The organism is Kitasatospora sp. MBT63, assembly GCF_000710465.2.
In the GTDB taxonomy this organism is placed as follows: Bacteria; Actinomycetota; Actinomycetes; order Streptomycetales; family Streptomycetaceae; genus Kitasatospora.
In genome coordinates, this window is the sequence record NZ_JAIZ01000425.1 from 1 (window position 1) to 23,361 (window position 23,361).

A 23,361-nucleotide genomic window follows, 5' to 3' on the forward strand; every position below is an offset into this window, starting at 1 on the left:
CACCACCGCCACCGCCACCGCCACCGCCACCGCCACCACCACCGCCACCGCCACCACCACCGTGACCGTGACCGTCCCGGCGGCCGTGCCGGTCCCCTCCCCCGCTCCCGCGGCGGTCGTCGAGCACGAGGTCGCGGCGGGCTCCTGACGAAGCCGGCGCCGCAGGCAGCGGACACAGCAGCAGGCCCCGCACCCTGGACCGGGTGCGGGGCCTGCGGCGTTCGCGCGGTGGGCGCCGGATCAGCGCTTGCAGACCTGCGGCAACGAGTAGGTGGGGCAACTGCCGTCCGGGTTGCGCAGGTTGTGCGCGTACCAGGCCATCTGGCCCCAGGTGTTGCGGGCCGGGTCGGCCGGCATGAAGCGGTCGACGGTGGCCGAGCCGGCCATCGAGAAGAACAGCGCCAGTCCGCACAGGACCGCACCGCTGACCCGCAGGCCCGGGACGCCCGCCAGCCGCTCGGCCGCCCGGCCGGTGCGGGGCCGCTCGCCCAGCCGGCGCACAGCCAGGTAGCAGGCCAGCCCCGCCAGGACCAGCAGGCAGTACAGCAGCTCCTCCGAGGTCCGCGGGTACAGCTGCACCGCGCCGTCGCGCTCCATGTGCGAGGCGAACCAGTAGCGCAGGCCGAAGGCCCCGAGCACGGAGAAGGCCGCCAGCTGCACCGCGGGCTGGTCGGAGCCGAGCCACAGCGCGGTCACCAGACCGGCCAGCAGCAGGACGGCGAACGCCCCGACGCCGGCGAGCTCGCCCGGGACCGGCCACGGCCCGCTGCCGACCGCGCCGGGCATGTCCCCCTGCCACATCAGGAAGTAGGCGGGGTCCACCCCGGTGTCGAAGTACATGTAGGTGTCGGGTGTCCCCGAGCCGGCCAGCAGTCGCAGCAGGTACGAGCCGCTCACCACCAGGAAGACCGCCCCGGTGGTGGCGAGCAGCAGCAGCGCCCGCCCCATCACGGGCCATCCCTCGCGCCAGGTCTTGACCAGGGTGAGGGCCAGGCAGGCGAACACCCCGGGCGCGGACCAGACGAACCAGCCGGAGTAGAGCAGGAACAGCCCGGACAGTCCCAGGCCGAAGAGCAGGCCCTGGAGGATGGCCTTCGGCGCCGACAGCCGCGAGGCGTTCAGCATCCCGGTCAGCAGCCGCGCGAGCAGCGGGACGAGGACGATCAGGACGACGTCGGCGTACGGCTTCACCGCGTTGAGGATCGGGTAGCTCGCCACCACGCCCACCCCGAGCGCCCACAGCGGCGGGAGGACGAGCCGCCAGGCGAGGTAGGCGGCGGGCCCGGCCAGCGCGACGATCAGCAGCGTGAGGATCTTCAGCGCCGCCCCGGGCCGGCCGGGGTTGAGGTGCTCGGTCCACCAGGCCATCAGGTGGGGGAAGATCGGCGGGTAGACGCTGGAGATCGGCTTGCCCTGGAGCAGGCCCATGGCCCAGGTCTGCACCTGCCCGGCGTCACCGCCGTCGCCGTTGAGCGGCCACGCCGTTCCCCGCAGTGCGACTGCGATACCGCCGGCGTAGAGGCCGGTCGCCAGGCCGGCCAGCGATCCGCAGGCCACCCGGAGGGCCGGCGTGCGGGCACCCCAGCGGCTCAGGGTCCACAGCAGGGAGGCGATCACGACGAAGGCCAGCAGGAACCGGAGCTGCAGCGCCGCCAGCCCGCTGACCTGCCCGATCCGCGTCATCGGGTTGACGTGGATCCGCATGGACAGCCAGGTGAAGGCCAGCGCGACCACGACACCGGACAACGCCTCGGCCCCGGTCAGTGTGAGGCGGGCGAACCACGAGGTCCGCCGCCTGACCGGGGCCGGGCGTATGGCCGTCGGCTCGGCGGCCGTGACAATCGTTTGCATGACCTCGGTCTCCGAACCTGGTGAGAGCTGCGCGCGGGTGGTGCGGCCGGCTACTGGCCGACCTTTTCGGACTCGGCCGCGGGCCGGCCCTCGACCTCGCCGAGGCGCTCCGCGTTGGCCCGCTGGCCGTCGTTGACGGCGATGGCGCGGGCCAGGTCGGTGAGCTTGGCCTCCAGCGAGCGGAAGCGCATGAAGGTGTTGAGGGTCATGAAGGCCATCGCGACGACCAGCAGGTACAGCACCAGGTCGGCGCCGCGGCCGACGCCGAGCTGGTTGGCCACCCAGTTGACGTCCTGGGGACGGAACACCGCGTACACGTTGGCGACCACGAACGCCGCGAAGGCCATCCGCTTCCAGGCCCGGGTGTGCGCGGCGTCCCACCGGCGCACGAACATCAGCACGAGGATGCCGGTCCCGGCCAGCAGCAGCAGCTGGATCCAGATGTACTTCATTTGCGCGCACGCTCCCGGAGCGAGATGTCGAAGAGGATGTTGACGCCGTTGATCAGGGACTGGCCCTTGGACCGGGAGTACTCGGTGTAAAGAATGTCCACCGGCACCTCGGCCACCCGCAGCCCGGAGGACGCGAGGAAGGCCACCAGCTCGGAGGCGTGGGCCATGCCGTTCATGGTGATCCGGACCTTGGCGGCCGCGGTCCGGTTCAGGACCCGCAGGCCGTTGTGGGAGTCCGTCAGGTTGAGCTTGCGGGCGGTGGGGCTGAGCGTGGCGGCGGTGCGCAGCACGACCCGCTTGATCCACGGGACCTCGCCGGTCTGCTCGATGAAGCGCGAGCCGAGGATCACGTCGGCTTCGTCGGCGCGCAGCAGCGCGACCATCTTCTCCACGTCCGGCGTCTGGTGCTGGCCGTCCGCGTCGAAGGTGGCGAAGTACTGGGCGCCGGGCTGCTTGAGCGCGTAGGCGAGGCCGGTCTGCAGGGCGGCGCCCTGGCCGAGGTTGACCGGGTGGCGCACCAGGTGGGCGCCGGTGGTCATGATGTGCTCGGAGGAGTTGTCGGTGCTGCCGTCGTCCACCACCACGATGTTGGGGAACACCTTGCGGGCGTTCTCCACTACGTCGGCGATGACGGTTCCCTCGTTGTAGGCCGGGATGACCAGCCACACGTCGTCATAGTCGGACATCGTTGCTCCATGCTGCAGCCCCTGGCCGCAAGGTAGAGATGGGGAGAGGACGGGCGGCACGAAGGCCCCCGCGGGTCACGCCGAGTCCACGAGTGTGGTGCGGCGCGGGTCGCCCGCGATGGTGTTCCCGCTGTCGGGACGGGCCCGGAGGAAGGTTAGCCAGAGCGCCGACGCCATCGCCAGCGCGGCGGTCAGCGAGCCCGCGGTGTAGGCCAGGCAGACCCGGGTGGCGACCTCGCCCGGCAGCAGCGTGACGCCGAGCAGGACCAGGGTGGCGAGGACCCAGCAGAGCAGCTGGATCCCGTGCCGGTGGAGCACCATCAGGGCCTGGCCGAGCACCATGGCCAGCATGTAGCAGAGGGTACCGGCCGACATCCAGAAGAAGTCCGCCCGGCCCAGCACGTCCTGGGCGCCGAACAGCACCCGGATCAGCCAGGGGCCGAGGAAGGTGGCCGGCACGCCGCCGAGCGCGCCCAGCGCCGTGACCACCAGACAGGTGCGGGCCAGCAGCTTGGAGAAGGCGCCCCGGTCGCCCGCCGCGGCGGCGGTGGACAGCCCGGACAGCAGCGAGGCCTGGAGCGAGCCGAAGACGAACAGCGGCACCCGGGCCAGCACGATCGCGTTCAGCAGGCCGGCCACCAGCGCGCCGTCGGCGGGGGCGAGCAGCTTGGTGCTGACCACCGCCGCGTTGACCACGACCTGGGAGAGCAGGGTGGAGCAGACCAGCGGGACCAGGCCCGCCACCAGCACCCGCCAGGCGGGCGCCGTCCCGCGCTCGATCCCGCCGAGGACCGGGCGCAGGGTCAGGAGCACGGAGACCAGCGGCGCGGCGGTGAGGATCAGCGCGTAGGCCAGCGGGGAGCGGACGCCGGCCAGCGCGAAGGCGACCGCGAGCGCGATCCGCAGACCGCCGTCGATGCCCAGCTGCATGCCGTACGGGCCGAAGCGGCCGAGGCCGGCCAGCACACCGCGGGTGACGTTGCCGGCCGCCATCGCGGCGAAGGCGAGACCGAGCGCCGCGACCATGTCGAGGCGCCCGTTGAAGAAGGTGTCGGCCAAGGGGCGGGCGGCGGCGGCGAGGCCGGCCGCCAGTACCGCGAGCAGGCCGGCGGTGAGCATCAGCGTGCGGCGGACCAGTCCGCTGACGCCCTGCTCGGCGACCCGCTGCGCGGCGACCAGCCTGGTGAGTTCCTGCTCGACCGGGAAGAACAGTCCGAGCCCGACCGACATCAGGATCGTCCACAGTACCGAGACGGATGCCATGTCGTCGGTGGCCAGGCCGTGGCCGGCCGCCATCAGGTGGATGTAGGAGGCCGCTCCGAGCACGACCGTGCCGCCGACCACCAGCTGGGTGCCCGGCGGCAGGGTGTTGAGCAGCTTCGCCAGCGGCGAGGGTCTCCGCGCAGCCGCGGTGGCCGACTTGGTCACGACTGCTGCGCGGCCTTCACCTTGAGCGGCTCCCACCAGGCGCGGTTGTCGCGGTACCAGGCGATCGTGGAGGCGAGGCCCTCCTCGAAGCGGACCTGCGGCTCGTAGCCGAGCTCCTCGCGGATCTTGGTGATGTCGAGCGAGTAGCGCAGGTCGTGGCCCTTGCGGTCCTGGACCCGGTCGACCATGTCCCAGCCGGCGCCGGCCGCGTCCAGCAGCAGGCCGGTGAGCTCCTTGTTGGTCAGCTCGACGCCGCCGCCGATGTTGTAGACCTGGCCGGCCCGGCCCTTGTGCAGGGCGAGCTCGATGCCGCGGCAGTGGTCCGAGACGTGCAGCCAGTCGCGGATGTTGCCGCCGTCGCCGTACAGCGGGACGCGCTTGCCGTCGATCAGGTTGGTGGTGAAGAGCGGGATGACCTTCTCGGGGAACTGGTACGGCCCGTAGTTGTTGGAGCAGCGGGTGACCACCACGTCCATGCCGTGGGTGCGGTGGTAGGCCAGCGCCAGCAGGTCGGAGCCCGCCTTGGAGGAGGAGTACGGGGAGTTCGGCGCGAGCGGCCACTCCTCGGTCCAGGAACCCTCGGTGATCGAGCCGTAGACCTCGTCGGTGGACACGTGCACGAAGCGGCCGACGCCGTGCTTGCGGGCCGCGTCCAGCAGCACCTGGGTGCCGACCACGTTGGTCATCACGAACGGGCCGGCGCCCGCGATCGAGCGGTCGACGTGCGACTCGGCGGCGAAGTGGACCACCGCGTCGTGACCGGGCATCACCTGGTCGACGGCGTCCACGTCGCAGATGTCGCCGCGCACGAAGCTGTAGCCGGCGTGCCCGGCGACCGGGGCGAGGTTCTCCTCGACACCGGAGTAGGTCAGCTTGTCGAAGACCGTGATGGCCGCCGTCGGGTCGGCCGACAGAACCGAACGGACGAACTGGGAGCCGATGAAACCGGCGCCGCCGGTGACGAGAATGCGCATAGTGCGTCGAGTCTAGCGTCCCCCCCGAACGGCCCCCCACCGCCCCGGCCGCAGGGCGGCGGGTGGGTTATGAGGCTGCTGCGCCGCCACGTAAGGTGACCCCCATGCGTGGCATCCTCCTTGCGGGCGGCACCGGTTCCCGCCTCTGGCCGCTGACTCGGGCCGTCTCGAAGCAACTGCTCCCGGTGTTCGACAAGCCGATGATCTACTACCCGCTGTCGACCCTCGTCATGGCGGGGATCCGCGAGATCCTGATCATCACCACCCCGCAGGACCAGGAGCAGTTCCAGCGTCTGCTCGGTGACGGCTCCCAGCTCGGCCTCGACCTGCAGTACGCCGTCCAGGAGCGGCCCGAGGGCATCGCCCAGGCCTTCGTCCTCGGCGCGGACTTCATCGGTGACCAGCCGGTCGCGCTGATCCTCGGCGACAACATCTTCCACGGCAGCGGTCTCGGCACCCGCCTCGCCGAGCGCACCGACCCCAAGGGCGGCCTGGTGTTCGCCTACCCGGTGGCCGACCCGACCGCGTACGGCGTGGTCGAGTTCGACGACGCCGGCCAGGTCATCTCGATCGAGGAGAAGCCGGTCCGGCCGAAGTCCCGCTACGCGGTGCCGGGTCTGTACTTCTACGACAACCGTGTGGTGGAGATCGCACGCACCATCACCCCCAGCGCGCGCGGCGAGCTGGAGATCACCGCGGTGAACGACGCCTACCTCCAGGCCGGCGAGCTGCAGGTGACCGTCCTCGACCGCGGCACCGCCTGGCTGGACACCGGCACGTTCGTGTCGATGGTGCAGGCCTCGGAGTTCGTCCGGGTCATCGAGGAGCGGCAGGGCTTCAAGATCGGGTGCGTCGAGGAGACCGCCTGGCGGGCCGGGTTCGTCTCCGACGACGAACTGCGCGCGCTCGCCGAGCCGCTGCTCAAGAGCGGCTACGGCCAGTACCTGCTGGACCTGCTGGACGAGGAGGACGGCAAGTGAAGTTCCGCGAGCTCTCGATCGAGGGCGCCTGGGAGATCACCCCGCAGCTGCACGGCGACCCGCGCGGGCTGTTCATGGAGTGGTACCGCTTCGACCACCTGGCGGAGGTCGTCGGGCACCCGCTGCGGATGGCGCAGGCCAACCTCTCGGTGTCGGCCAAGGACGTCGTGCGCGGCATCCACTTCGCCGACGTGCCCCCCGGTCAGGCCAAGTACGTGACCTGCGTGCGCGGTGCGGTGCTGGACGTCGTGGTGGACCTGCGGCTGGGCTCCCCCACCTTCGGGAAGTGGGAGTTCGTCCGGCTCGACGACGTCGACCGGCGCGCGGTGTACATCTCCGAGGGCCTCGGCCACGGCTTCTGCGCGCTGAGCGACGACGCCACCCTGAGCTACGTCTGCTCCGAGACCTACAACCCGACCGGCGAGCACGCGGTGCACCCGCTCGACCCGGAGCTCGGCATCGAGTGGCCGGCCGGCACCCCGCAGCTGTCCGCCCGCGACGCGGCGGCGCCCTCGCTGGCCGAGGCCCTCGCCACCGGCCTGCTGCCGGACTACGAGGAGTGCCTGCGGTACCGCAAGGCCCTGAGCGACCGCTGATCCCCCGCCCCGTCCACCGCGAAACCCAGGTGCCCAGTTCATGACCACTCTCGACATCATGCTGCCCTACTACGGCGATGTCTCCCTGATGCAGACCGCCGTACGCAGCATCCTGGCCCAGAGCGACCCGAACTGGCGCCTGACCGTGGTGGACGACGGCAAGGAGCCCGACGTCCCCGGCTGGTTCGCCGAGCTCGGTGACGACCGGGTCTCCTACCAGCGCAACGAGCAGAACCTCGGCGTCACCGGCAACTACCGCAAGTGCCTGGGCCTGGTCCGCGAAGAGCACTTCGTGATGATGGGCACCGACGACGTGATGCTCCCCGAGTACGTCGCCACCGTGCGGGCCGCGCTGGCCGCCGAGCCGGGCATCGGCATGGTCCAGCCCGGTGTCCGGGTGATCGACGGCGCCGGGCAGCCCTCCGACGGACTGGTCGACCAGGCCAAGCGGCGGCTGTACGCGCCCAAGGTCGACGGCACCCTGGTGATGGGGGGCGAGGAGCTGGCGACCAGCCTGCTGCGCGGCAACTGGCTGTTCTTCCCCTCCATCTGCTGGCGCACCGAGGCCGTCCGTGCGGCCGGCTTCCGGGACAACCTGGAGGTCACCCAGGACCTGGCCCTGGTGATCGACCTGCTGCAGGCCGGCGAGCGGATGCTGATCTCCGACACGGTGTGCTTCCAGTACCGCCGGCACGCCGTCTCGATCTCCTCCAAGCAGGCGTTCACGGGCGCCCGGTTCACCGAGGCCAACCGCTTCTTCATGGAGGTCGCGGACCGTCTGGACCAGCACGGCTGGCCGGGCGCCGCCAAGGCCTCCCGCCGGCACCTGTCCTCCCGGATCCACGCCCTGACCATGGTGCCCGGCGCGCTGAAGGCCAAGCAGAGCGGCGGCGCCCGGACCATGCTGCGGCACGTCGCCGGCACCGACCCGCGCTGATCCGCGCGGGCCGCCCGCCGGGCCCGGCCGCACCCGTACCAGACCCGACCGACTCGCACCCCGGAGCCATCGAGATGTCCGTCACCAGCCAGACCCTGCCGCGCGTGGCCGTCCTCGGCGGCACCGGCTTCATCGGCCGGGAGATCTGCACCGCGCTCGCCGGGCGCGGGCACCACCTGCTGACCATCGCCCGTAAGGAGCCGGCCCGCCCGCTGCCCGGCACCTTCGCCCGGTTCGACCTCACCGAGGACTCCGAGGCCGACCTCGCCGCGCTGCTGACCGCCGAGCGGATCGACGTCGTGGTGAACGCGGCCGGCGGCATGTGGGGCCTGACCGACGAGCAGATGGTCGGTGCCAACGTCGGCATGGTGACCCGGCTGCTCAAGGCGCTGGAGTCGATGCCGCAGGCGCCGCGCCTGGTGCACCTGGGCACCGTCCACGAGTACGGGCTGTGCCCGGTGGGCGTCAGCCTCGCCGAGGACAGCGAGCCGCACCCGTCGATGGTCTACGGGCAGCTGAAGCTGCAGGCCACCGAGCTGATCGCGGAGGCGGTGCGGACCCGGGGCCTGGACGCCGTGGTGCTGCGGCTGGGCAACGTGGTGGGGGCCGGCCAGCCCGCGCACAGCCTGCTCGGTGTGATGGCGGCCAAGCTCGCCGCCGCCCGGGCCGAGGGCGTGACCGCCGAGCTTTCGCTCGCCCCGCTCACCGCCCAGCGCGACTTCGTCGACCTGGCCGACACCGTGGACGCCGTGGTGGCCGCGCTGGACGGCCGGACGCTCTCGCCGGTCCTCAACATCGGCACCGGATCCGCGACCTCCGCCCGGGAGACCGTGGAGGCGCTGATCGCGGTCAGCGGCGTGCCCGCCGAGATCACCGAGGTGCCGGCGCCCGAGGGCAGCGGGCCGGAGACCGAGTGGCAGCAGCTGGACATCTCCGCGGCACGGGTGGAGCTGGACTGGGCCCCTTCCCGCGATCTGGAGGCCTCCGTCCGCGCCCTGTGGTCGGCCGTCTGAGCCCGCTCTCCCGCCCCGCCCGGCGGGGAACGCGAAACGGCCGAGGGGCCCGTGCCGGTGCACGGGCCCCTCGGCCGTTGTCGTGGTGGCTCAGTGGCCGGGTGTCCGGTCGACCAGGGTCACCGTCATGTCGGCCAGCCGGTGCACCTCGGTCACGGTGTACGCGCTCTTGATCGCGTCCACCTCGTTCTTCGGGAAGGTGGGGAACGGGTTGTCCGCCTCCACGCCCAGGGTGACCACCCACAGCCGCGGCTCGCTGCCCAGGCACTTGACCGGCTCGGCGCAGAACGTCGCCCAGATGTCGTTGCGGTCGATGGCGGTCTCCTGGACGAAGACGTCCCGCATCTTGATCGACTTCGGCAGTTCGGAGCCGACGCCGTAGTCGACCGAGCGGTAGGCCACCGGTCCGTGCAGGTAGACCACGCCGTCCCCGGGCCGGTAGCCCGCCTCCAGGATCCTGGCCGCGCCGCGGAAGTCCACGGTGTGGGTGGAGAGCCCGTACGGCGGCGGCGCCGGGTAGGTGAACCAGTCGTGGGAGCCGACCGTCCGCATGAAGCCCTGGTCCGGGCCCGCCAGCAGCGCGAGACCCACCAGGACCCCGGCGCCGAGCTTGCGCGGCCGCACGGCCGCGATGCCGGCACCGGCCAGCACCGCCCAGGCGGGCAGCGTGAACAGCACGTAGCGGGCCAGCCAGTAGGACACCTGGCCCTCGGTCGAGGCCACCCAGACCGCGGCGATCGGGACCGCCCCCATCAGGGCGAACTCCAGGGCCGGCAGCCGGCCCCGGCGCCAGGCCAGCGGGAGCCCGGCACAGATCAGGATCGCCACGCCGACCATGGTGCCGGCGAACAGCCCCGGCCAGATGGTGGGCAGGTCCTGGTAGGTCGGCCGGAACAGCCAGTTCAGCTGCCGGCCCACCTGACGGTCCCCGAGCCGGACCACCGGCAGGGTGCACGCCACCGCGGCCAGCGCGGCCGGCACGAACCCGACCAGGTACCGCGGCCTGCGCTCGGCGACGGTCCGGATCAGCACCACCACGCCGTGCCCGCCGAGGAAGACCAGGGACACCAGGTGGAACACCCCGGCGGCGGCCACCGCGGGCGCGTACGCCAGCCAGCGCCACCAGCTCGGCCGGTCCAGGGCCCGCAGCAGCAGCCAGGTCGCCGCCGCGACGAAGAACACCACCAGCGGGTAGGACCGGATGTCGTGCGCGTACCGGGTGACCGCCGGGATCAGCGCGAACACCAGGCCCGAGGTGAGCGCCGCCCAGTTGCCGAACCGCAGCCGGGCGGAGAGCGACACGAACGCGGCCGCACCGGTCATCGCGAGGATGCCCGGGACCCGCATGCTGAACAGCGAGTTGCCGAACACCTCGGTCCAGGCGTGCAGCAGCAGGTAGTACGCGGCGTGCACGGCGTCCACGTTGTGCACGGTCGCGAGGATCTGATGGGTGCTGCGGATCGTCATGGACCAGCTGATCAGCTCGTCCTGGCCCATCTCCGGCGTCGAGGCGCGGTAGGAGACGACGGCCAGGGTCACCAGCGTGGGCCAGATCCAGATGTACCGGACCGCCCAGGCGAGCCGGCCGGCCCGCCGGGTCGCGACCGCACCCGCGGTGGTGGACCCGGCCGGTGCGCCCGTGGACGGGCCCAGAGTGTCCGCGTCGGGACGTGGCATCAGTTATATCCCAGCGTGTTTCGGTGTCGGGCCCGGCGGAGCGGCGCTCGACAGTCAGTGCTTCGGTGCCTGGGGGGTCGAGGACTCGCGCCTCAGGGAGACCATCGAGCGGTCGAGACCGCGCTTGAGCACCTTGGACAGCGGACGCTCCACCAGCCGGTGGATCAGGTAGGCGGTCAGCAGGGCCATCACCAGGGTGACGCCCAGCGCGGCGCGCACGCCGAGGCCGTGGGTCAGCCAGAAGTGGATGGTCGCCCAGCCGGCCTCCTGGTGGATCAGGTACAGCGGGTAGGTGAGCGCACCCGCGACGGTGAGCCACTTCCACTGCATCCAGTTGAACAGGCCGAGTGCGGCCGCCAGGACCAGCGCGAAGGCCAGCGTCATCCCGCCGGCCATCACCTTCCAGGACAGCGGGTGGTGCAGCACCTCGACGTAGATCCGCTGGATCGAGCCGATCCGGGACAGCGCGAGCAGCCAGCTGAACCCGACGATGCCCCACAGCAGCATGTTCTGGCCGAACCGGTACATCAGGAACATGCCGACGCCGGCGATGAAGAACGGCGACTCGTCGGGCATCGCCAGCGTGACCAGCAGCGGCCAGCCCGACGTCGGGGCGAGCACCGCGAGGATGGTCCAGATGCCGCAGAACGCCACCACCTTGCGGTAGGTGAGCCCCATCGCCACGACTATCGCGAAGATCAGGTAGAACCTCAGCTCCGCCCACAGCGTCCAGTACACGCCGTCCACGTGCCGGAAGCCGAGCGCGTTCTGGAGCATGGTGAGGTTGGCCAGCACGGTCTGGGCCCCGAGGCCGTCACCCGCGGTGGTCCTGGCGTACTTCGACATCCCGAGGATCACCAGGGTGCTCAGCCCGATCCCGGCCCAGTAGGCGGGGTAGAGCCGGGTGACCCGGGACACGAAGAACTCCCCGGCGCTCTTGCCCCAGCAGCTCATGCAGATCACGAAGCCGCTGATCACGAAGAACAGCTCGACACCGAGCCAGCCGTAGGCGGCGAGGTGGTTCACCGCGGGGAGGACCTCCCGCGGGGTGACGCCCTGCCAGATGCCGTCGATGCCGACGTAGGCGGTCCAGTGGAACGACAGCACGCTCAGCGCCGCCAGCAGACGCATACCGTCGAGTGCGTACAGACGGGGGCGGCGCGGCGTCTGTCCGTCGCCGGATCCGGCCGCCCGGACACGTGACCGGCGGCCGAATCGTGCCGGCTTCGCCATGGTCGGAGCAGAGGTCATTCCAGCGCGCTTTCGCAGAAGGAGGGCTGAGTCAGCCAGGCTGCGGGGCCGGCGTCGAGGGCGCGGTCCCGGGTTATCGGGAGTCTAGCGGGCCGTCACGGGATCCACGTCGGCGGCCGGACCGGCCAGGTCCGCAGGTCGCCGCCGTCCGGTGCCCGCAACGGGCGAGAGGGGCCCCGCAGTACCTCTCGGTACTGCGGGGCCCCTCTCGGGTGCCTGAGGAACAGGCGCCAGGTCAGACCGTCAAATTACTTGAGGATCTTGGTGACCTGGCCGGCGCCGACGGTCCGGCCACCCTCACGGATGGCGAACTTGAGGCCCTCCTCCATGGCGATGGGCTGGATCAGCTGGACGGTCATGCCGGTGTTGTCACCGGGCATCACCATCTCGGTGCCCTCGGGGAGGGTCACCACGCCGGTCACGTCCGTGGTACGGAAGTAGAACTGCGGACGGTAGTTGTTGAAGAACGGGGTGTGACGGCCACCCTCGTCCTTCGACAGGATGTAGGACTGGGCCTCGAACTCGGTGTGCGGGGTGACCGAACCGGGCTTGATGATGACCTGGCCGCGCTCGACGTCCTCGCGCTTGATGCCACGGAGGAGCAGACCGACGTTCTCACCGGCCTGGCCCTCGTCGAGCAGCTTGCGGAACATCTCGATGCCGGTGACCGTGGTGGTGGTCTTGGTCTCCTTGATGCCGATGATGTCGACAGTCTCGTTGACCTTGAGGACACCGCGCTCGATGCGGCCGGTGACGACGGTGCCACGACCGGTGATCGTGAAGACGTCCTCGATCGGCATCAGGAACGGCTGGTCCACGGCACGGGCCGGGGTCGGGATGGCCTCGTCCACGGCCTCCATCAGGCCGAGGAGCTTCTGGCCCCACTCGGCGTCGCCCTCGAGCGCCTTCAGCGCCGAGACGCGCACGACCGGCAGGTCGTCGCCCGGGAACTCGTACTCGGAGAGGAGCTCACGGACCTCGAGCTCGACGAGCTCCAGGATCTCCTCGTCGTCCACCATGTCGGACTTGTTCAGCGCGACGACGATGTAGGGGACGCCGACCTGGCGGGCCAGGAGGACGTGCTCCTTGGTCTGCGGCATCGGGCCGTCGGTGGCGGCGACGACGAGGATCGCACCGTCCATCTGGGCCGCACCGGTGATCATGTTCTTGATGTAGTCCGCGTGACCCGGGCAGTCAACGTGGGCGTAGTGACGCGCCTCGGTCTGGTACTCGACGTGCGCGATCGAGATGGTGATGCCGCGCTGACGCTCCTCCGGAGCCTTGTCGATCTGGTCGAACGGCGTGAAGGGGTTGATCTCCGGGTACGCGTCGTGCAGCACCTTGGTGATGGCCGCGGTAAGGGTCGTCTTACCGTGGTCGATGTGACCGATGGTGCCGATGTTGACGTGGGGCTTCGTCCGCTCGAACTTCGCCTTCGCCACTGCAGTCCTCCTGAGGACAGTTCTGTACGCCGTACGACGTCAGTTGGTCTTTGATCGGGTTGGGTACGGAGCGCTGGTTTGCACTCCATGCCGTCCCGCGGGTGGGGGCGGAGGAGACCGGGGGGATCTGCGAGGATCCCCCCGGTTCGCCTCCTAATAGCCTAAGGGGTCTGGTACGTCCCGATTGCGGGAGCGCCCAGCGCCCGGGCAGGGAACCGGCGGACCGGTTCCTTACTCGCCCTTGGCCTTGGCGATGATGTCGTCCGCCACGTTCCGCGGAACCTCGGCGTACGAGTCGAACTGCATCGAGTAGCTTGCGCGACCAGAGGTCTTGCTGCGCAGGTCACCGACGTAGCCGAACATCTCGGAGAGCGGCACCAGCGCCGTGACGACGCGGGCACCGTGACGCTCGTCCATGGACCGGATCTGGCCACGGCGAGAGTTGATGTCGCCGATCACATCGCCCATGTAGTCCTCGGGCGTGGTGACCTCGACGGCCATCATCGGCTCGAGCAGAGCGGGGGACGCCTTGCGGGCGCCCTCCTTGAAGGCCATCGAGCCGGCGATCTTGAACGCGAGCTCGGAGGAGTCGACGTCGTGCGAGGCACCGTCGAGCAGCGTCACGCGGACACCCTGGAGGGCGTAACCCGCGAGGACACCGAACTCCATGGCCTCCTGGCAGCCGGCGTCGACCGAAGGGATGTACTCCTTCGGCACGCGGCCACCGGTGACCTTGTTCACGAACTCGTAGCCCTCGCCGGACTCGAGCGGCTCGATCGCGATCTGGATCTTCGCGAACTGGCCGGAACCACCGGTCTGCTTCTTGTGCGTGTAGTCGATGCGCTCGACGGCCTTGCGGATCGTCTCGCGGTACGCGACCTGCGGCTTGCCGACGTTGGCCTCGACCTTGAACTCACGGCGCATACGGTCGACCAGCACCTCGAGGTGCAGCTCGCCCATACCCGCGATGATGGTCTGGCCGGTCTCCTCGTCCGTGTTGACCTGGAAGGAGGGGTCCTCCTCCGCGAGACGCTGGATGGCGACACCCAGCTTCTCCTGGTCACCCTTGGACTTGGGCTCGATCGCGACGCGGATGACCGGGGCCGGGAAGTCCATGGACTCCAGGATGACCTGGTTCTTCTCGTCGCTCAGCGTCTCACCGGTGGTGGTCTGCTTCAGGCCCATGACGGCGACGATGTCGCCGGCGCCCACCGACTCGATCTCCTCACGCTTGTTCGCGTGCATGCGGTAGATCTTGCCGATGCGCTCCTTCTTGCCCTTGACGGAGTTCAGCACCGAGGTGCCGGACTCCAGGCGGCCCGAGTAGACCCGGACGAAGGTGAGCTTGCCCAGGTGCGGGTCGGACATGATCTTGAACGCGAGCGCGGCGAGCGGCTCGTCGTCCGAGGCCTTGCGGGTGATCTCGACCGACTCGTCGCCGGGCTTGTGGCCCTTGATGGACTCGATGTCCAGCGGCGACGGCAGGTAGTTCACCACGGCGTCGAGCAGGGGCTGAACGCCCTTGTTCTTGAACGCGGTGCCACAGAAGATCGGGGTGAAGTCCGAGTTCAGGGTGCCCTTGCGGATCGCGGCGATCAGCAGCTCCTCGGGGATGTCCTCGCCCTCGAGGGCGAGCTCCATCACCTCGTCGCTGACGTTCGACACGGTGTCCAGGAGCGCCTCGCGGTACTCGTTGGCCTGGTCGACCAGGTCGGCCGGGATGTCGACGATGTCGTACATCTCGCCCTTGGTGGCCTCGGGGGACCAGACCAGCGCCTTCATCCGGACCAGGTCCACGACACCGACGAAGTCGGACTCGGCACCGATCGGCAGCTGCATCACCAGCGGGGTCGCGCCGAGGCGGTCCACGATGGTCTTGACGCAGAAGAAGAAGTTGGCGCCCGTGCGGTCCAGCTTGTTGATGAAGCAGATGCGCGGGACGCCGTAGCGGTCAGCCTGCCGCCACACGGTCTCGGACTGGGGCTCGACACCGGCGACGCCGTCGAACACCGTCACCGCACCGTCGAGCACGCGCAGCGAGCGCTCCACCTCGACGGTGAAGTCGACGTGGCCCGGGGTGTCGATGATGTTGATGGTGTTGTCAACGCCGTCGAGGGTCCAGTGACAGGTCGTCGCGGCCGACGTGATCGTGATGCCGCGCTCCTGCTCCTGCTCCATCCAGTCCATGGTGGCAGCGCCATCGTGGACCTCACCGATCTTGTACGAGACACCGGTGTAGAACAGGATCCGCTCGGTGGTGGTGGTCTTGCCCGCGTCGATGTGCGCCATGATCCCGATGTTGCGGACCTTGGCGAGGTCAAGGGAGGTTGCAGCCATGGTGGCTCGTTCTCTCTCTGTCTAGTGACGGGGTTCGGACTACCAGCGGTAGTGCGCGAAGGCCTTGTTGGACTCGGCCATCTTGTGCGTGTCCTCGCGGCGCTTCACGGAAGCACCCAGGCCGTTGCTGGCGTCGAGGATCTCGTTGAGCAGACGCTCGGTCATGGTCTTCTCGCGACGGGCGCGGGAGTAACCGACCAGCCAGCGCAGCGCCAGGGTGTTGGCGCGGCCCGGACGGACCTCGACCGGCACCTGGTAGGTGGCGCCACCGACGCGGCGGGACTTGACCTCGAGGGTCGGCTTGACGTTCTCCAGCGCGCGCTTCAGCGCGATCACCGGGTCGGCGCCGGTCTTCTCACGGACGCCCTCGAGGGCGCCGTAGACGATCCGCTCGGCGGTGGAGCGCTTGCCGTGCAGCAGGATCTTGTTGACCAGCGAGGTCACCAGCGGGGAGCCGTAAACCGGGTCGATGATGACCGGGCGCTTCGGGGCGGGGCCCTTACGAGGCATTCTTACTTCTCCTTCTTGGCGCCGTAGCGGCTGCGGGCCTGCTTGCGGTTCTTGACACCCTGGGTGTCGAGGGAACCGCGGATGATCTTGTAGCGGACACCAGGAAGGTCCTTCACACGACCACCGCGCACCAGCACGATGGAGTGCTCCTGCAGGTTGTGGCCCTCGCCCGGGATGTAAGCGGTGACCTCGATCCCGCTGGTGAGGCGCACACGGGCGACCTTACGAAGCGCCGAGTTCGGCTTCTTCGGGGTGGTCGTGTACACACGCGTGCAGACCCCACGACGCTGCGGGGAACCCTTCAGCGCGGGAGTCTTGTTCTTCTCGACCTTGTCCTGCCGGCCCTTTCGGACCAGCTGCTGGATCGTAGGCACCGTTTCTCCGTTTTCTGTGTGCCAAGGCTGGGTGTAACTAACCTGCGGTGTTCCCTCCACTCGCCGACCCACGCGGTCGGGTGTGTTGGGCCTCTTCGGGGGAAGAATCGCGGAATCCCATGAGCTGATGTGCAGCGACGGCGCGGGCGAAGCGGGATGAACCACTCCGCTGCAGCAGCCGGTGTGCTGGCACGCACAAGGACCCGGGGACACCCCAGGCACAAGGTCAGAGCCTACCTAGCGCATCCGCGACGGTCAAAACAAATGCATCACCGCAGGTCGCAGGAGGTTCCGGGGTCGGCACCACCCTCTCTGGGATGCCTACCACAGATCGGCCCGGCCCGCATCCGGACGCGCCGGGCCCCGGCCCGCGGCCGGCCGCGGTCAGCCGCCCGCCGACACCAGGGCGAGCAGCAGGAACACCCAGCCCGCGATGCAGGCCCAGCCGATCACCAGACCGGCGCCCGCCATCCCGGAGCCCTCCTCGCCCGAGTCCCGCAGCTGGTTCTTGGCCAGGTGGCCGGTGATCACGGCGGGCACCGCGGTGCTGCCCATCGACACCAGGCAGAACAGCCCGAGCGCCAGCGAGGCGACCGCCAGCCGGTTGGTCCGGCGCTGCACCGGGAACACCGGCGGCGGCAGGAAGGTCTGCGGCACCACCTGGACCACCGGCGCCGCCGCGTACGGGACCGGCATCGGCCCGGCCGGCAGGTCCGCCACCAGGCGGCTGAGCTGCCCGTAGGTCTGCGCCTGGTGCACCGCGTCGAAGCGCTGCGAGTACTCCTCCGCCGAGAGCCGGCCCTCGGCGTACGCCGCCTTGAGGACGTCGACGGTGCGCTCGCGGTCCGCGTGCGAGGCGCGCATCGCGGCCTGCAGGTCGGCAGGCGAGGCCGGCTGGTACACCGGCTGGTGGGCGGCCACCGGGCGCCCCGGCGGGTACCCGGCCGGGCCGGGCCCGGACGGGCGGTACGGCGCCGGCTCCACCGGCGGCCCGAACTGCCCGTACACCTGGGGCTGGGCCGGCTGCTGCTGCCCCCACGGCTGTCCGGTCATCCGGCACCTCCCGAAGCCCCGGGCGCGTGTCGGCGCCCCCGTCGCGCGGCTGTCGCGCTCCCTCAGCATGCAGGACGATCGGGCGGCCCAACTAGTTCGCCGCGGACGGCACCGTCCGGTCCGGCGTCCCCGAATCCCCCCGGGGCCCCGCCCGCTGACGGGCGGTGAGAGGCTGAAACCGTTCCGCCCGCGCCGCGGGCCCGCCACCGGAGGAGACCCGCCATGCAGGCGTCCGCACCGCCACCGACCGTCGCCGTCGCCCTGCACGGCCTGTGGAAGCGCTTCGGCGCCCAGACCGCGGTGGCCGGCCTCACCCTCGACCTGCCGGCCGGCTCGTTCGTCGGCCTGGTCGGGCCGAACGGCGCCGGCAAGACCACCACGCTCTCGATGGCGACCGGCCTGCTGCGGCCGGACCAGGGCACCGTGCTGATCCACGGTGAGGACGTGTGGCGCGACCCGGTCGCGGCCAAGGCCAGGATCGGCATCCTGCCCGAGGGGCTGCGGATGTTCGAGCGGCTGAGCGGGCGCGAGCTGCTGCAGTACAACGGCCGGCTGCGCGGCCTGCCCGGCCCCGAGGTCGACCGCCGGGCCGAGGAACTGCTGGCCGTGCTCGACCTGCTGACGGCCGGCGACAAGCTGGTCGCCGACTACTCCACCGGCATGCGCAAGAAGATCGGACTGGCCGCGGCCCTGCTGCACAACCCCGACGTGCTCTTCCTCGACGAGCCGTTCGAGGGCGTCGACCCGGTCTCCGCGCAGACCATCCGGGGCGTCCTCGGGCGGTACGCGGCCTCCGGCTCCACCGTGGTCTTCTCCAGCCACGTGATGGAGCTGGTGGAGCAGCTGTGCGACTGGGTGGCGGTGGTCAACGCCGGCCAGGTGATCGCGCAGGGCCCGCTGGACACCGTGCGCGCCGGCCGCTCGCTGCACTCCGCCTTCCTGGAGCTGATCGGGGTCCGCGAGGACGACGGGCAGTCCCTCGACTGGCTGGGCGGTGCCCGGTGACCTGGGCCGTCCCCGCGGACCGGGCGGTGGTGCGCACCCTGGTCTCGCTCAAGCTCCGGCTGCTGCGCAACGGTCTGCGGCGCAGCCCCGGGCGGCGGGCCGTCTACCTGATCGGCTCGCTGCTGGGGCTGCTGTTCACGGCGGGCCTCGCAACCGGGGTCGCCGCCCTGCACGGCCACGCCGGTGCCGCCGACGCCGCCCTGGTGCTGGCCACCTCGCTGACCATCGGCTGGGCCGCGCTGCCGCTGTTCCTGTTCATCGGTGACGAGAGCTCCGACCCGACCCGGCTGACCATGCTGCCGCTGGCGCCCGGGCCGCTGCTGCGCGGGTCGGTGCTGGCCGCGCTGATCGGCCCCGGGCCGGTGCTGTCGCTGCTGCTGCTGGCGGGCGCCGCGGTGGCGGCCGCGGACGGTGCCGGCTCCGCGGTGACGGCCGTGGTGGGCGTGCCGCTGGCGGTGCTCACCCTGGTGGTGCTGTCGCGGGCGGTGGCGGCCGGCAACGCCCGGCTGCTGTCCAGCCGGCGCGGCAAGGACTTCGCGATCTTCGGCGGGCTGCTGTTCGCGGTGCTGATCCAGGTCGGGAACCTGGTCTTCCAGAGCACCTTCGGCAAGCCGGGCGCGCAGCAGCTCGACCTCTCCCCGCTCCAGCCGTACGCCGCGGTGCTGCGCTGGATCCCGCCGGTCAGCGCCCTGGGCGCGGTGCACAGCGCCGGCGCCGGCGCGTGGGGCGTCGCGCTGGCGCAGCTGGCGCTCGCCGCCGGGCTGCTGCTGGTGCTGGTGCGCTGGTGGCACGGCAGTCTGCGGCAGCTGATGGTGACCGCGGACGCCTCGACCCAGGTGGCCACCCGCGGGGTCGGCAGCTCGCGGGCCTGGCGGCTGCTGCCGCCGGGGCGGACGGGTGCGGTGATGCAGCGTCACCTGCGCTACGCCTGGCGGGAGCCGCGGGCGAAGGCGGCGATCTTCACCAGCGTGGGGATGGTGCTGGTGTTCTGCGCGCTGTCGGTGATCCAGGGCTGGGCGTCGGTGTACGTGGTGGCGCTCGGCGGGCTGATGCTCGGGCTGCAGATGGTGAACGTCTTCGGGATGGACGGCGCCGCGTTCTGGACGGTCGCCGCGACCCTGGGCACCCCGGCGCAGGCCCGCGAGGAGCTGCGCGGGCGGGCGGCGGCGGTGCTCTCGTACGCGCTGCCGCTGGTGGTGGTGCTGGGGCTGGTGCTGGCGGCGGCGACCGGGCAGTGGGGGGCGCTGGCGCCCGCGCTGGGGCTGACGCTGGCCGGGCTCGGTGCGGGCATCGGGCTGGGTGCGGTGCTGAGCGTGCTGGCGCCGTACGCGATGCCGGCGGACGGCAACCCGATGCGCGGTGCGGCGCCGGGGCAGACCGGGGTGGTGCTGCTGAACAGCTTCGGTTCGATGGTCGGGGTGGCGGTGCTCGCCTCGCCGGTCGGCGCGCTGCTGCTGTGGCTGCTCGCGGACGGCGGGCCGGCCTGGACGGTGCTGGCGGCCGGGCCGCTGTACGGGGTGCTGGTGGCGGCGCTCGGGGTGCGGATCGCGGCCGGGCGGCTGGTGGGGCGGCTGCCGGAGATCCTGGCGGTGGTGGTCGAGCGCTGAGTCCGGGTGCTCCGGCACTGAGGGTCGCGCGGCCGGCTGCGGCATCATGGCTGGGGGGCCCGGGTCCGGGCACCGGGACGAGCAGAGGCGAAGACACCGTGGGCAAGCGCAGCAGGGACGACCAGGAAGCGGCCGTCGCCGGACTGCTGGCACAGGCGGTGCAGCAGGTGGTGGCGGCCCCGGCGGACCGGCTCGACCGGGCGCTGGACGGCGGGGCGTCGGTGCTGGCCGCCTCCACCGAGCAGTGGCCGCAGGTCAGCCGGGCCGTGCTGGCCCATGCCGACCTGGCCGTCGGGAGCCGCTGGACGGCGGGCTGGCGGCCGGCCGACCTGGTCCGGGTGGTGCGGCGCTCGCTCGGGCCGGTGCACCTGGCGCTGGCCGTGGACCTGATCGCGGCCGAGGGCCGGCGGCACCCGGCGGCGACGCTGGACCGGCGGTGGCAGGAGCAGCTGCGCGAGCTGGCGGCCGAGGTGTGGTGGGCGGGCGACGAGGCGTACCTGGGCGCGTTCGCCGAGCGGCACCGGCTGGACCGGTTCGCACTGGCGACGGCGGTGCTGGAGCTGGTGCGGGCGTGGGCGCTGCTGCCGCCGGTGTCCCCGGTCGGGCCGGTGCCCGGGCAGTCGCCGGTGCGGGCGTCCGGCCCGGTGGCGGGCGAGCCGCGGATGCTCGGCCGGATCCGCGCGCTGCTGGCGAAGGCGGAGTCGACGGAGTACCCGGAGGAGGCCGAGGCGCTGAGCGCCAAGGCGCAGCAGCTGATGGCCCAGCACTCGATCGACGAGGTGCTGCTGGCGGCCGGCGCGCCCGGGAAGGACACCCCGGCGGCGCTGCGGCTGGGGGTCGACAACCCGTACGAGAGCCCGAAGGCGATGCTGCTGGACGCGGTGGCGGCGGCGAACCGGGCGCGGGTGGTGTGGGCCAAGGAGTTCGGCTTCTGCACGATCATCGGTTTCGACGCCGACCTGGACGCGGTGGAGCTGCTGTACACCTCGCTGCTGGTGCAGGCGACCGCCGCGATGCACCGGGCGGGCAGCCGCAAGCACCAGGACGGTGCGCCGCGCACCAAGGCGTTCCGGCAGTCGTTCCTGGTCGCGTACGCGGCGCGGATCCGGGAGCGGCTGACGGCGGCCACCGAGCGGACGGTGGAGGAGGCCGCGGCCGGCCGGCACCTGCGCGAGGACGGCAGCTCGCAGCAGCTGGCGCCGGACGAGCGGCTGCTGCCCGCGTTGAAGGCCCGGGCGGAGGCGGTCGACGACACGGTGGGCAAGATGTTCCCGAAGCTCGTCTCGCAGCGGGTGCGGGTGAGCGACGGCGAGGGCTGGGCGGCGGGCCGGGCGGCGGCCGACCGGGCGGCCCTGCACCAGCGGGCCGGGGAGATCCGGCGCTGACGACGACATGGGGGGACGGATGACCACGTATCAGGACCGGGTGCGCGGGGCGCTGCTGGGCGGGGCGGTCGGTGACGCGCTGGGCTGGCCGGTGGAGTTCGAGCGGCTGGACCGGATCAGGGACCGCTTCGGGCCCGCCGGGGTGACCGGGCTCAACGGGACGGACGTCACCGACGACACCCAGATGACCCTGTTCACCGCCGAGGGCCTGCTGCGCGGCGGCCACCCGGCCGCGCTGAAGCAGGCGTACCAGCGCTGGCTGCTGACCCAGCGGCTGTCCGGGCCCGAGCGGGAGCCGGACGGCTGGCTGCTGGGCCACTCCTTCCTGTACGCCTCGCGGGCGCCCGGCAACGCCTGCCTGAGCGGGCTGTCCGGCTGGCCGCGGTACGAGAAGGCGGCGCCGCTGGGCGAGGTCGGTCCGATCAACGGGAACTCCAAGGGCTGCGGCACGGTGATGCGCTCGGCGCCGTTCGGGCTGCTGCGGCTCGGCGTGGCCGACGCGTTCGAACTGGCCGCGGAGTGCGCCCAGCTGACCCACGGCCACCCGACCGGGTACCTGGCGGCCGGGGCGTTCGCGGCGCTGGTCGAGCGGCTGGCGGGCGGCGCCGCGCCGCGGGACGCGGTGGCGGACACCATCGAGCAGACCGCGGGTCGTCCGGCGGCCGGGGAGTGCGTGGAGGCGCTGCGGCGGGCGGTGCGGATCGCGGACGAGGGGCCGGGCTCGGCGGAGGCGGTGGAGCGGGTCGGGCTCGGCTGGATCGCCGAGGAGTGCCTGGCCATCGCGGTGTACGCGCTGCTGGCGGGCGCGGATGCCCGCGAGGCGCTGCTGCTGTCGGTCAACCACTCCGGTGACAGCGACTCCACCGGCGCGGTCTGCGGCAACCTGGCCGGCGCCGCGTACGGCCTCGCCGGGCTGCCCGCCGAGTGGACGGACGCGGTGGAGGGCCGGGCGACGCTGCTGCAGGTCGCCGACGACCTGGCGGCCGTGGCCGGCGGCACCGATCCGGCGGAGCTGGGCGGGCGGTACCCCGCGTGGGCCTGAGCCTGGAGAAGGTGGCGGCCCGGGCGCCGGGCCTGGTCAAGAGCTTCGAGTCCGCGCGGGTCAGCCTGGACAAGGCCGGGCTGGCCGGCGCCCGGGCCGCCGTCTACCTGGTGCTGGACCGCTCGGGTTCGATGCGGCCGCTCTACCGGGACGGCACCGTCCAGGACTTCGCCGAGCGGGTGCTCGCGCTGTCCGCCCGGCTGGACGACGACGGCCGGGTACCGGTGGTGTTCTTCTCCACCGGGGTGGACGGTGTCGCCGACCTCGCCCTGGCGGACCACCGGGGCCGGATCGCGGCCCTGCACGAGACGTACGGGCACATGGGCCGCACCAACTACCACCTGGCGATGAAGGCGGTGATCCGGCACTACCAGCTGTCGGGCGCCGACGCGCCCGCGCTGGTGGTGTTCCAGACCGACGGCGGCCCGAGTGCCAGGGGCGCGGCGCAGGAGATGCTGTGCCTGGCCGCGGAGCTGCCGGTGTACTGGCAGTTCGTCGGCTTCGGCGACCCGGACGACCGGGAGTTCGCGGTGCTGCGCCGGCTGGACGAGCTGCCGGTGCCCGGGCGGCGGCCGGTCGACAACGCGGGGTTCTTCGCGGCCGGCCGCGATCCGCGTGCCCTGGCCGACGCCGAGCTGTACGACGGGCTGCTGACCGGGTTCCCGCAGTGGCTGGACGCGGCGCGCGCGGCCGGGATCCTGGCCGGCCCCGGGGCGGGCGGGCCGGGCGCTTGTGCGAGAAGTCGAGCTCCCCCTAGAGTC

General features: G+C 71.8%; 21 protein-coding genes. 9 read left to right on the top strand and 12 right to left on the bottom strand.

The features are described from left to right. Nucleotides 1-240: 240 nt before the first annotated feature. The 5 genes from AA75_RS23510 to rfbB form a co-directional block, all read right to left on the bottom strand. Nucleotides 241-1,851: a hypothetical protein gene (locus AA75_RS23510; RefSeq protein ID WP_033822187.1), complete on the bottom strand. Its 1,611-nt coding sequence runs from the start codon at nucleotides 1,849-1,851 to the stop codon at nucleotides 241-243. Between the two features lie 50 nt (nucleotides 1,852-1,901). Beyond that, a complete protein-coding gene (locus AA75_RS23515) occupies nucleotides 1,902-2,303 on the bottom strand; it encodes a DUF2304 domain-containing protein (protein ID WP_051813148.1) in 402 nt (133 codons plus the stop codon). Then, on the bottom strand, nucleotides 2,300-2,989 hold the full coding sequence (locus AA75_RS23520; protein WP_033822188.1) for a glycosyltransferase family 2 protein: 690 nt from the start codon (nucleotides 2,987-2,989) through the stop codon (nucleotides 2,300-2,302). Before AA75_RS23520 ends, AA75_RS23515 begins: the two co-directional genes overlap by 4 nt. 75 nt (nucleotides 2,990-3,064) lie before the next feature. Continuing rightward, entirely contained in the window at nucleotides 3,065-4,417 is a 1,353-nt protein-coding gene (locus AA75_RS23525) for a lipopolysaccharide biosynthesis protein (protein ID WP_051813150.1), read from the bottom strand. After that, the gene (gene rfbB, locus AA75_RS23530; protein ID WP_033822189.1) at nucleotides 4,414-5,391 is read right to left on the bottom strand and encodes a dTDP-glucose 4,6-dehydratase; all 978 of its coding nucleotides are present in this window, start codon (nucleotides 5,389-5,391) and stop codon (nucleotides 4,414-4,416) included. The genes AA75_RS23525 and rfbB overlap by 4 nt, the downstream gene beginning before the upstream one ends. 104 nt (nucleotides 5,392-5,495) lie before the next feature. On the opposite strand from rfbB, the gene rfbA reads away from it, so the two are divergent. From rfbA to AA75_RS23550, 4 genes are all read left to right on the top strand, one after another. Beyond that, nucleotides 5,496-6,371 carry a glucose-1-phosphate thymidylyltransferase RfbA gene (gene rfbA, locus AA75_RS23535; protein ID WP_033822190.1) on the top strand — a complete coding sequence of 292 codons (876 nt, stop codon included), beginning with the start codon at nucleotides 5,496-5,498 and terminating at the stop codon, nucleotides 6,369-6,371. Then, nucleotides 6,368-6,967: a dTDP-4-dehydrorhamnose 3,5-epimerase family protein gene (locus tag AA75_RS23540; protein ID WP_033822191.1), complete on the top strand. Its 600-nt coding sequence runs from the start codon at nucleotides 6,368-6,370 to the stop codon at nucleotides 6,965-6,967. The genes rfbA and AA75_RS23540 overlap by 4 nt, the downstream gene beginning before the upstream one ends. A 40-nt stretch (nucleotides 6,968-7,007) precedes the next feature. Next, the gene (locus AA75_RS23545) at nucleotides 7,008-7,904 is read left to right on the top strand and encodes a glycosyltransferase family 2 protein (RefSeq protein WP_033822192.1); all 897 of its coding nucleotides are present in this window, start codon (nucleotides 7,008-7,010) and stop codon (nucleotides 7,902-7,904) included. Nucleotides 7,905-7,978: 74 nt separating this feature from the next. Continuing rightward, a complete protein-coding gene (locus AA75_RS23550) occupies nucleotides 7,979-8,917 on the top strand; it encodes an NAD(P)-dependent oxidoreductase (protein WP_033822193.1) in 939 nt (312 codons plus the stop codon). A 90-nt stretch (nucleotides 8,918-9,007) separates the two neighbouring features. Here AA75_RS23550 and AA75_RS23555 read toward each other — a convergent pair whose 3' ends face one another. From AA75_RS23555 to AA75_RS23585, 7 genes are all read right to left on the bottom strand, one after another. Beyond that, the gene (locus AA75_RS23555) at nucleotides 9,008-10,594 is read right to left on the bottom strand and encodes a glycosyltransferase family 39 protein (RefSeq protein WP_033822194.1); all 1,587 of its coding nucleotides are present in this window, start codon (nucleotides 10,592-10,594) and stop codon (nucleotides 9,008-9,010) included. 54 nt (nucleotides 10,595-10,648) lie between these two features. Then, the gene (locus AA75_RS23560) at nucleotides 10,649-11,845 is read right to left on the bottom strand and encodes an acyltransferase (protein WP_063794423.1); all 1,197 of its coding nucleotides are present in this window, start codon (nucleotides 11,843-11,845) and stop codon (nucleotides 10,649-10,651) included. Between the two features lie 248 nt (nucleotides 11,846-12,093). Further along, nucleotides 12,094-13,287, bottom strand: a complete 1,194-nt coding sequence (gene tuf, locus AA75_RS23565) for an elongation factor Tu (protein ID WP_033822195.1) — start codon at nucleotides 13,285-13,287, stop codon at nucleotides 12,094-12,096. A 231-nt stretch (nucleotides 13,288-13,518) separates the two neighbouring features. Next, nucleotides 13,519-15,624, bottom strand: a complete 2,106-nt coding sequence (gene fusA / locus AA75_RS23570; RefSeq protein ID WP_033822196.1) for an elongation factor G — start codon at nucleotides 15,622-15,624, stop codon at nucleotides 13,519-13,521. Between the two features lie 39 nt (nucleotides 15,625-15,663). Then, nucleotides 15,664-16,134 carry a 30S ribosomal protein S7 gene (gene rpsG, locus AA75_RS23575; RefSeq protein WP_033822197.1) on the bottom strand — a complete coding sequence of 157 codons (471 nt, stop codon included), beginning with the start codon at nucleotides 16,132-16,134 and terminating at the stop codon, nucleotides 15,664-15,666. A 2-nt stretch (nucleotides 16,135-16,136) separates the two neighbouring features. Then, nucleotides 16,137-16,508, bottom strand: a complete 372-nt coding sequence (gene rpsL, locus AA75_RS23580) for a 30S ribosomal protein S12 (protein ID WP_014144289.1) — start codon at nucleotides 16,506-16,508, stop codon at nucleotides 16,137-16,139. Between the two features lie 384 nt (nucleotides 16,509-16,892). Next, a complete protein-coding gene (locus AA75_RS23585; RefSeq protein ID WP_368666605.1) occupies nucleotides 16,893-17,561 on the bottom strand; it encodes a DUF1707 and DUF4190 domain-containing protein in 669 nt (222 codons plus the stop codon). Nucleotides 17,562-17,783: 222 nt separating this feature from the next. Between AA75_RS23585 and AA75_RS23590 the strand changes: the two genes are divergently transcribed. The 5 genes from AA75_RS23590 to AA75_RS23610 form a co-directional block, all read left to right on the top strand. After that, a complete protein-coding gene (locus AA75_RS23590) occupies nucleotides 17,784-18,566 on the top strand; it encodes an ABC transporter ATP-binding protein (RefSeq protein ID WP_033822198.1) in 783 nt (260 codons plus the stop codon). After that, nucleotides 18,563-20,173, top strand: coding sequence for a hypothetical protein (locus AA75_RS23595; RefSeq protein WP_051813156.1), 1,611 nt, complete (start codon nucleotides 18,563-18,565; stop codon nucleotides 20,171-20,173). The genes AA75_RS23590 and AA75_RS23595 overlap by 4 nt, the downstream gene beginning before the upstream one ends. 98 nt (nucleotides 20,174-20,271) lie before the next feature. After that, nucleotides 20,272-21,558 carry a DUF2786 domain-containing protein gene (locus AA75_RS23600; protein WP_233289154.1) on the top strand — a complete coding sequence of 429 codons (1,287 nt, stop codon included), beginning with the start codon at nucleotides 20,272-20,274 and terminating at the stop codon, nucleotides 21,556-21,558. Between the two features lie 19 nt (nucleotides 21,559-21,577). Beyond that, nucleotides 21,578-22,600: an ADP-ribosylglycohydrolase family protein gene (locus AA75_RS23605; RefSeq protein WP_149038327.1), complete on the top strand. Its 1,023-nt coding sequence runs from the start codon at nucleotides 21,578-21,580 to the stop codon at nucleotides 22,598-22,600. After that, the coding region (locus AA75_RS23610) for a VWA domain-containing protein (protein ID WP_082526768.1) at nucleotides 22,591-23,361 on the top strand (771 nt) is incomplete at its 3' end. The genes AA75_RS23605 and AA75_RS23610, both read left to right, overlap by 10 nt.

Coding starts and splice junctions, on each gene's coding strand:
- AA75_RS23560 (WP_063794423.1), bottom strand. CDS start 11,845: ATGACCTCTGCTCCGACCATGGCGAAGCCGGCACGATTCGGCCGCCGG.
- AA75_RS23545 (WP_033822192.1), top strand. CDS start 7,008: ATGACCACTCTCGACATCATGCTGCCCTACTACGGCGATGTCTCCCTG.
- AA75_RS23585 (WP_368666605.1), bottom strand. CDS start 17,561: ATGACCGGACAGCCGTGGGGGCAGCAGCAGCCGGCCCAGCCCCAGGTG.
- AA75_RS23590 (WP_033822198.1), top strand. CDS start 17,784: ATGCAGGCGTCCGCACCGCCACCGACCGTCGCCGTCGCCCTGCACGGC.
- AA75_RS23605 (WP_149038327.1), top strand. CDS start 21,578: ATGACCACGTATCAGGACCGGGTGCGCGGGGCGCTGCTGGGCGGGGCG.
- AA75_RS23550 (WP_033822193.1), top strand. CDS start 7,979: ATGTCCGTCACCAGCCAGACCCTGCCGCGCGTGGCCGTCCTCGGCGGC.
- AA75_RS23555 (WP_033822194.1), bottom strand. CDS start 10,594: ATGCCACGTCCCGACGCGGACACTCTGGGCCCGTCCACGGGCGCACCG.
- AA75_RS23510 (WP_033822187.1), bottom strand. CDS start 1,851: ATGCAAACGATTGTCACGGCCGCCGAGCCGACGGCCATACGCCCGGCC.
- AA75_RS23515 (WP_051813148.1), bottom strand. CDS start 2,303: ATGAAGTACATCTGGATCCAGCTGCTGCTGCTGGCCGGGACCGGCATC.
- AA75_RS23520 (WP_033822188.1), bottom strand. CDS start 2,989: ATGTCCGACTATGACGACGTGTGGCTGGTCATCCCGGCCTACAACGAG.
- rpsG (WP_033822197.1), bottom strand. CDS start 16,134: ATGCCTCGTAAGGGCCCCGCCCCGAAGCGCCCGGTCATCATCGACCCG.
- rfbA (WP_033822190.1), top strand. CDS start 5,496: ATGCGTGGCATCCTCCTTGCGGGCGGCACCGGTTCCCGCCTCTGGCCG.
- fusA (WP_033822196.1), bottom strand. CDS start 15,624: ATGGCTGCAACCTCCCTTGACCTCGCCAAGGTCCGCAACATCGGGATC.
- rfbB (WP_033822189.1), bottom strand. CDS start 5,391: ATGCGCATTCTCGTCACCGGCGGCGCCGGTTTCATCGGCTCCCAGTTC.